This is a genomic window from Streptomyces sp. NPDC006332 (genome assembly GCF_040612855.1).
GTDB lineage: Bacteria > Actinomycetota > Actinomycetes > Streptomycetales > Streptomycetaceae > Streptomyces.
In genome coordinates this window covers 11118-19067 of record NZ_JBEXRA010000096.1, presented here as the reverse complement: position 1 = coordinate 19067, position 7950 = coordinate 11118, and the positions used below count along the sequence as shown (strand labels likewise).

Below are 7950 nucleotides of genomic sequence, written 5' to 3'. Positions count from 1 at the left end.
TGCACACCTACAACCACCACCGCTGCCACACCGCACTCGGCGGCCAGCCACCCATCACCCGCGTGAACAACCCTGCGGGTCAATACACCTAGGCCCGAGCCGCGCGCTGAGCGCCACCCACCGACGTAGCGAAGCAGGCAGAGAGGCACCCGCATGTCCACGAACCTTCGCAAGATCGCCTGGATAGGTCTCGGCATCATGGGCTCCCCCATGTCCGAGAACCTGATCAAGGCGGGTTACGACGTCACCGGCTTCACCCTGGAACAGGACAAGCTCGACCGACTGGCCGCCGCCGGCGGCAGCGCGGCCGGCTCGATCGCCGACGCCGTGCGGGACGCCGACGTGGTGATCACGATGGTGCCCGCCTCCCCGCAGGTCGAGGCCATCGCCTACGGTCCGGACGGCATCCTGGAGCACGCGCGCTCCGATGCCCTGCTGATCGACATGTCGTCGATCACCCCGCAGACCTCCGTGGACCTGGCGAAGGCGGCGCGGGCGAAGGGCATCCGCGTGCTGGACGCACCCGTGTCCGGCGGTGAGGCCGGTGCGGTCGAGGCCGTGCTCTCCATCATGGTCGGCGGCGAGCAGGCCGACTTCGACGAGGCCGCGCCGATCTTCGAGGCGCTGGGCAGGACCATCGTGCTGTGCGGTCCGCACGGCTCGGGCCAGACCGTGAAGGCGGCCAACCAGCTGATCGTCGCCGTGAACATCCAGGCGTGCGCCGAGGCCGTGGTCTTCCTGGAGAAGTCGGGCGTGGACCTGAAGGCGGCCCTCGACGTCCTGAACGGCGGGCTGGCGGGCTCCACCGTGCTGACGCGCAAGAAGGACAACTTCCTCGACCGTGACTTCACGCCGGGCTTCCGTATCGACCTGCACCACAAGGACATGGGCATCGTCACGGACGCCGCCCGCGACGTCGGGGCGGCGCTGCCGGTCGGTGCCGTGGTCGCACAGCTGGTCGCGAGCCTGCGGACCCAGGGCGACGGCGGCCTCGACCACTCGGCGCTCCTGCGGGCGGTGGAGCGCCTGTCCGGCGCCAGGATCTGACCCCGCCCTCTCCTGAACTCCGGGCGGCGTCGGCGCTGACATCCGTCCTGTCGCGCCCAGGCGTCGGCGCCGCCCGGAATCCACTTCGACCATCAGGTGTCAGGACTCCCTGGCCGTGCCCGACCAGTGGGCGACCCGGATAAGGGGTCGTTGCTCAGTGGCGTGGCGCGGCCAGGGGCCGTGGACCGCGGCGGCGTGCGAGCCAGTGCGGTGGCCAAGGGCCCGGGGCCCCTTCTCGACGTGAGAGAAGGGTGTTCCCGGCTCCGTCGCGACCGCCGCGGTCCCGGAATCGGTATCGGTATCGACGTCGGCATCGGCACTGCGTCGGTGTCGGTGTCGATGCCGCGTGCGCGGGGCCCAGGCACGCCGGGGTGCGACGACGCCCCTTCCGCAGGAGCCTGAGGGCATGGCACCAGCACACCCGGCACACGAGCGGCTACCGAACACTTGCCCAGTGCTCCCCCCATCAGGGTGGAGGGGTAGGGCATCCTGCCCGTAGTGGCCCGGAGGGGCGCAGCGGCATGGCTAAGATCGCCTTGTCCGACAACGGAGTTGTGGGACCTACCGCCGGACGGGCGGGAAGTCAGGCCTGCGGAGGCCGTGTAAGACCGACCCTCACCGGTCGGCAGTGGCCTGTGAAACAGGAACCCATGGTGGTACCGCGTAGCGGTACGGACCGGAATCTCCTGCCCTTGGGCAGGAGAGGGCGTCAAGGCAGCGGTCGTACGCCGACTACGGAACCCTCAAATCAACCTCTGAACCCGCGCCCGGAGGCTTCAACTGCCCCCGGGCGCGGGCACATTCTGGTCATGCGGGGCCCGCCGGCACGGGGGCGGCGGACCCCGTGCCAGGGGGTGCCATGAACAGCGGTGCGACGGTCCGGCTCACGCCGCACGAGGTCGCGCTGCTGCGGGGCGGTCCCCGCGCCGCCGTCACGGTCGCCGTGCTCGCCCTGCATCTGCTGGGGGCTGTCGAGGCCGGCCGACCGGGCACGGTACGGGTCTCGGGGGAGCCCGGCGGCGCGGGGCAGGCCCTGTCTCCGCTGTCCGACGCGGTGCTCGCGTCCCTTCAACAGCCCGCCGCAGTAGCCGAGTTGCTCCGCCGGGCGACCGTACGCCAGGCCCTGGACGAGATGCGCGGCAGCCTCCTGTCGGCCGGCCTGCTGCGTAGCCTCCCGCCGCGCCGTACCCGTGCGGCCCGGCGCGCGCTCGACGCCCTGTACGCCGACCACCCGCTGCCGGCCGGCCGACGGGGCCTGTCCACGGAGGACACTCTGATGGCGGTGGCCCTGCACGGCGATCCGGCCCTGACCGTCCTCGCCGGACGCTTCGCCCTCCGGGCCGGCCTGACCGCCCGCGCTGAGGTCGCGGGTAAAGGGCTGCTGCGGCACTCCGAGCGCTCGCCGTACTCCTGCGGCGGCGTCGCGGACTGAGGACACGCCGAAAGGGCGGCCGGACCTTCCCGGTGGGCCGCCCTTCGTGAGGTGACTGTCGGCTGTCAGACCTTCAGCGTCCTGATCGAGGTCGGGGCATGCGCCGGCTCGGTCGCGAGTTCCTCGAACTCGACGACCTCACTGATGTCGTTCGTCCTCGACATCGCGATGTCGGTGACCCGCTCCAGGATGGCCTCCACGACCACCGGGACACGGTACTCGGCGGCGAGTTTCTTCGCCTGCTCGAAGGCCGCGCCCAGCTCGTTCGGGTCGGTGACCCGGATCGCCTTGCAGCCGAGGCCCTCGGCGACCTTGACGTGGTCGACGCCGTAGACCCCCAGCTCGGGTGAGTTGGTGTTCTCGAACTCCAGGTTGACCTGGAAGTCGATGTCGAACGCGAGCTGCGCCTGCCGGATCAGGCCCAGGTAGGAGTTGTTCACCAGGACATGGACGTACGGGATCCGGTGCTGCGCCCCGACCGCCAGCTCCTCGATCATGAACTGGAAGTCGTAGTCGCCGGAAAGGGCGACGACGGACGCCTGGGGGTCGGCCTTCGCCACGCCCAGCGCGGCGGGGACGGTCCAGCCCAGCGGGCCCGCCTGGCCGCAGTTGATCCAGTGGCGCGGCCGGTAGACGTGCAGCATCTGGGCACCGGCGATCTGCGAGAGGCCGATCGTGGAGACGTACCGGGTCTGCGGTCCGAAGGCCCTGTTCATCTCCTCGTAGACGCGCTGCGGCTTGATCGGGATGTCGTCGAAGTGCGTACGGCGCTGGAGGGTGGCCTTCTTTTCCTGCGCGGCGGCGGCCCACTCGGAGCGGTCGGGCAGGCTGCCCGCGTCCCTCGACTCCCTCGCCACCGCCACGAACAGCTCCAGGGCGGCCTTGGCGTCGGAGGTGATGCCGTAGTCCGGGGCGAAGATCCTGCCGATCTGGGTGGGCTCGATGTCGACGTGGACGAATGTCCGGCCGGCCGTGTAGACGTCCAGCCTGCCGGTGTGGCGGTTGGCCCAGCGGTTGCCGATGCCGAGGACGAAGTCGGACTCCAGGAAGGTCGCGTTGCCGTAGCGGTGCGAGGTCTGCAGGCCCACCATGCCGGCGTTGAGTTCGTGGTCGTCGGGCAGGACGCCCCAGCCCATCAGAGTCGGGACAACCGGTATGCCGGTCAACTCGGCGAATTCGACGAGGAGTTCGGGTGCGTCGGCGTTGATGATCCCGCCGCCGGCCACGATCAGCGGGCGCTGGGACGCGTTCAGCATCCCGATCGCCTTCTCGATCTGGGCGCGGGTCGCGGCGGGTTTGTAGGGCACGAGCGGCTCGTAGGTGTCGGGGTCGAACTCGATCTCGGTGAGCTGGACGTCGATCGGCAGGTCGATGAGGACCGGGCCGGGACGGCCGGAGCGCATGAGGTGGAAGGCCTGCTGGAAGACTCCCGGGACCTGCGCGGCCTCCAGGACGGTGGTCGCCATCTTGGTCACCGGTTCGGCGATCGAGGCGATGTCGACGGCCTGGAAGTCCTCCTTGTGGATCACGGCGGTCGGGGCCTGGCCCGTGATGCACAGGATCGGGATGGAGTCGCCGGTCGCGGAGTACAGGCCGGTGATCATGTCGGTGCCGGCGGGGCCGGAGGTGCCGACGCAGACACCGATGTTGCCCGGGTGGGTGCGCGTGTAGCCCTCGGCCATGTGCGATGCGCCCTCGACATGCCGGGCGAGGGTGTGGTGGATGCCGCCGGATGCCTTGAGTGCCGCGTAGAAGGGGTTGATCGCCGCGCCGGGGACACCGAACGCGTCGGTGACGCCCTCACGCTTGAGGATCTCAACTGCCGCGCGGGCAGCGGTCATTCGAGCCATCAGTACTCCTGCTTCGGCTGTCGGATTCGCACTCCCGCCGCGCCCCGTCGCGAGCACTTCCGCATAATGGAAATTAACTTCTACGATCTGGAATTAATGTAAGTGGGTGGGTGAAGGCAGTCAAGAGACGGACAAGCGGGGGCTTCCTGGAGGACGATGTGGGCCATGTCCGAGAGCGTTCCGGTGCGCTGCCCGGCCTGTCGGCGCGAGCATCTCTACGCGGCACCGTCGTATCCGTGCGCGTGCGGCGCACCCGTCAGTCCGCACCTCGACCGGCGTGGGAGTGCCACCGCCGTCACTCGCCGCGCCTGGGAGGAGGAGTGGATCACCGTGCGCTGCGAGTCCTGCGGGCACGACGGCCAGTGGCCGCGTCCGGAGCTGGGGTGCCCGTGCGGGACGGTGCTGCGGGTCACGGTGGCCGAGGCTGGGGCGGTGGCCGAGGCGCCCCCGGGCCCAGCCTCGGCCCCAGAAGCCCGTCCGGCACCCCGGCGTCCCTTCCAGACCGTGGCGATCCGTACCGCCCGGGACGCGGTGACGGCGACCGCCCTGTATCTGCGCTGGCTCGGCTACCGGGACATCCGCCGCGCCGACCAGCGGCCGCCCTCCGGTATCGGCATCGCCGCGCGCGGTCTGCTGGCCCAGGTGGACCCGAGCGTACGGCCGGCCTCCGTGCGGGACGTGGAGTGCCTGTGGCTGACGGCCATGACGGAGTCCTCGCGCTGCGTCTACTTCTCCCTCGCCGGGTACGCGGACGACGCCCACGGACGCGCCGACCGCCTGGGGGTTCCGTTGTTCGTGCTCGACCTCACGGGCACGCCGCGCGCGGTCAACGACATGGCGGACACCCTGCACACGACCGGTGCCTGAAACGGGTGACGCCCGACCGGTCTTCCCGGTCGGGCGTCACCTCCGCATCGAGGCACCAGTCGGCTGCTGTGTCCGGTCTGCTAGGCCGCTTCGTTCACCACCTGAGTGTCCGTCGCGGTGTCCCCGGTGAAGTTCGCGTCCCCACCGTAGGAGGCGCTGATCGTGTACGGACTGCCCACCACGTCCGTGTAGACGTGGGTGGCCGTGGCCGTCCCGCCCGCCACCGTCGCGGTGGTCGTCCCCGACCCGTCACCGAAGTCGAAGGTGACCGTCCCCGTCGGCGTCCCCGCACCCGGCGCGACCGGAGCCACCGTCGCGGTGAAGGTCACCGACTCGCCCACCACCGACGGATCGGGAGCGGACACCACCGCGACCGTGGTCCCGGCCTGGTCCACCGTCTGCGTGTCCGTCCCGGTGTCCCCGGTGAAGTTCGCGTCCCCACCGTAGGAGGCGCTGATCGTGTACGGACTGCCCACCACGTCCGTGTAGACGTGGGTGGCCGTGGCCGTCCCGCCCGCCACCGTCGCGGTGGTCGTCCCCGACCCGTCACCGAAGTCGAAGCTGACGGTCCCCGTCGGCGTCCCCGCACCCGGCGCGACCGGAGCCACCGTCGCGGTGAAGGTCACCGACTCGCCCACCACCGACGGATCGGGAGCGGACACCACCGCGACCGTGGTCCCGGCCTGGTCCACCGTCTGCGTGTCCGTCCCGGTGTCGCCGGTGAAGTTGACGTCCCCACCGTAGGAGGCGCTGATCGTGTACGGACTGCCCACCACGTCCGTATAGGTGTGGGTGGTCGTCACGGTGCCTCCGGCCAGGGTCGCGGTGACGGCCGACGATCCGTCACCGAAGTCGAAGGTGACCGTTCCCGTCGGGGTCCCCGCCCCCGGAGCGTCCGCGGTCACCGTGGCCGTCACCGTCACCGGTTCGCCCACCACCGACGGATCGGGAGCGGACACCACCGCGACCGTGGTCGCGGCCTGGTCCACCGTCTGCGTGTCCGTCCCGGAGGCCCCGGTGAAGTTGGCGTCTCCGCCATAGGTCGCGGTGATGCTGTACGGGCTGCCCACCGTGGTGACGTAGGCGTGCGTGACCGTGGCCACGCCGCCCATCAGGGTCCCCGTCGCGACGGGCGACCCGTCACCGAAGTCGAAGGTGACCGTCCCCGTCGGGGTCCCCGCACCCGGCGCCACCGCGGCCACCGTCGCCGTCACCGTCACCGACTCGCCCACCACCGACGGATCGGGAGCGGACGTCACCGTGGCGGTCGTCGCGGCCTGGCCGACGGTCTGGGTGTCGGTACCGGTGGAGGCGTTGAAGTCGCCGTTCCCGGTGTAGCCGGCGGTGATGGTGAACGGGCTGCCCACCGTGGTGACGTAGGCGTGCGTGACCGTGGCCACGCCGCCCACCAGGGTCCCCGTCGCGACGGGCGACCCGTCACCGAAGTCGAAGGTGACCGTCCCGGTCGGAGTCCCCGCACCCGGCGCCACCGCGGCCACCGTCGCCGTCACCGTCACCGACTCGCCCACCACCGACGGATCGGGAGCGGACGTCACCGTGGTGGTGGTGTCCGCCGCGCCGACCGTGTGAGGGTCGGTGTCCGAGGAGCCTGCGAAGCTGGTGTCTCCGCCGTAGGCGGCGGTGATGGTGAACGGGCTGCCGGTCGCCGTGGCGTAGGTGTGAGTTGCCGTGGCCGTGCCGCCCACGACAACTCCGGGGACCGGCGTGGAGCCGTCGCCGAAGTCGAAGGTGACGGTCCCGGTCGGCGTCCCCGCTCCCGGAGCGTTCGCCGTAACCGTCGCCGTGGCGGTCACCTGTTCACCGACCAAGGACGGATCGGGCGCCGATGTCACCGCGGTCGTCGTGGGCGACGGGTTCACCGTGTGGGTGTCGGTGCCGACCGAGGGGTTGAAGTTGCTGTTGCCGGTGTAGATGGCGGTGATGGTGTGGGGACCGACCGTCAGGGCGCTGGTGGTGACGGTGGCGGTGCCGGCGGTGACAGGAGCGCTGAGGACCGGTCCGCCGGTGATGACGAAGAACACCGTCCCGCCGGGCGTTCCGGCTCCGGGCGGGGTGGGCGTCACCGTGGCGGTGATCGTCACCTGCTCGCCGAAGACCGAGGGGTCGGGAGTCGACGTGACCGTGGTGGTCGTCGCGGCCACGTTCACCGTCTGGGTGTCGGTACCGGTGGAGGCGCTGAAGTCGCCGTCCCCGGCATAGGTGGCGGTGACGGTGTACGGGCTGCCCACGGTGCTGGTGTAGGTGTGAGTGAGCGTCGCCGTCCCGCCGACCAGCGTCACGGTTTGGGCGGGTGCCCCGTCCCCGAAGGTGACGGTCACGGTTCCGGTCGGCGTACCCGCACCGGGCGCCTGGGCGGCGACCGCCACGGTGATGCCGACCGGTTGGCCGACCGGCGAGGGATCGGGGCTGGTGGTGACCGTGGTGGTGGTTGTGGCCGCTTGGACGGTCTGGGTGTCGGTGCCGGTGGAGGTGGTGAAGTCGGCGTCGCCGCTGTAGGTGGCGGTGACGGGGTAGGGGCTGCCGGAGACGCTGGTGTAGGTGTGCGTGACCGTCGCCGTTCCGCCTGTGGCCGGCACGGTCTGGGTGGGGCTGCCGTCGCCGAAGGCGAAGGTGACCGTGCCCGTCGGCGTCCCAGCGCCCGGCGCCACGGGGGCCACCGTCGCGGTGAAGGTCACCGACTGCCCCACCACCGACGGATCCGGCGAGGAGGTCACAGTGGTGCTGGTCCCGGCC

At 71.0% G+C, this 7950-nt stretch carries 5 protein-coding genes; 3 read left to right on the top strand and 2 right to left on the bottom strand.

The features are described 5' to 3' along the window. The first annotated feature begins 153 nt into the window (after positions 1-153). Positions 154-1047 carry a 2-hydroxy-3-oxopropionate reductase gene (locus ABZ027_RS41530; RefSeq protein WP_356778003.1) on the top strand — a complete coding sequence of 298 codons (894 nt, stop codon included), beginning with the start codon at positions 154-156 and terminating at the stop codon, positions 1045-1047. Positions 1048-1906: 859 nt separating this feature from the next. Continuing rightward, positions 1907-2479, top strand: coding sequence for a TIGR04222 domain-containing membrane protein (locus tag ABZ027_RS41525; RefSeq protein WP_356778001.1), 573 nt, complete (start codon positions 1907-1909; stop codon positions 2477-2479). Between the two features lie 65 nt (positions 2480-2544). On the opposite strand, the gene gcl is transcribed toward ABZ027_RS41525, so the two are convergent. Beyond that, on the bottom strand, positions 2545-4329 hold the full coding sequence (gcl, locus tag ABZ027_RS41520) for a glyoxylate carboligase (protein ID WP_356777999.1): 1785 nt from the start codon (positions 4327-4329) through the stop codon (positions 2545-2547). Between the two features lie 156 nt (positions 4330-4485). Here gcl and ABZ027_RS41515 point away from each other — a divergent pair, with 156 nt between their 5' ends. Then, the gene (locus ABZ027_RS41515) at positions 4486-5196 is read left to right on the top strand and encodes a hypothetical protein (RefSeq protein WP_356777997.1); all 711 of its coding nucleotides are present in this window, start codon (positions 4486-4488) and stop codon (positions 5194-5196) included. 80 nt (positions 5197-5276) lie between these two features. On the opposite strand, the gene ABZ027_RS41510 is transcribed toward ABZ027_RS41515, so the two are convergent. Continuing rightward, positions 5277-7950 (bottom strand): Ig-like domain-containing protein (locus tag ABZ027_RS41510; RefSeq protein ID WP_356777995.1); only part of this gene is annotated, 2674 nt, incomplete at its 5' end.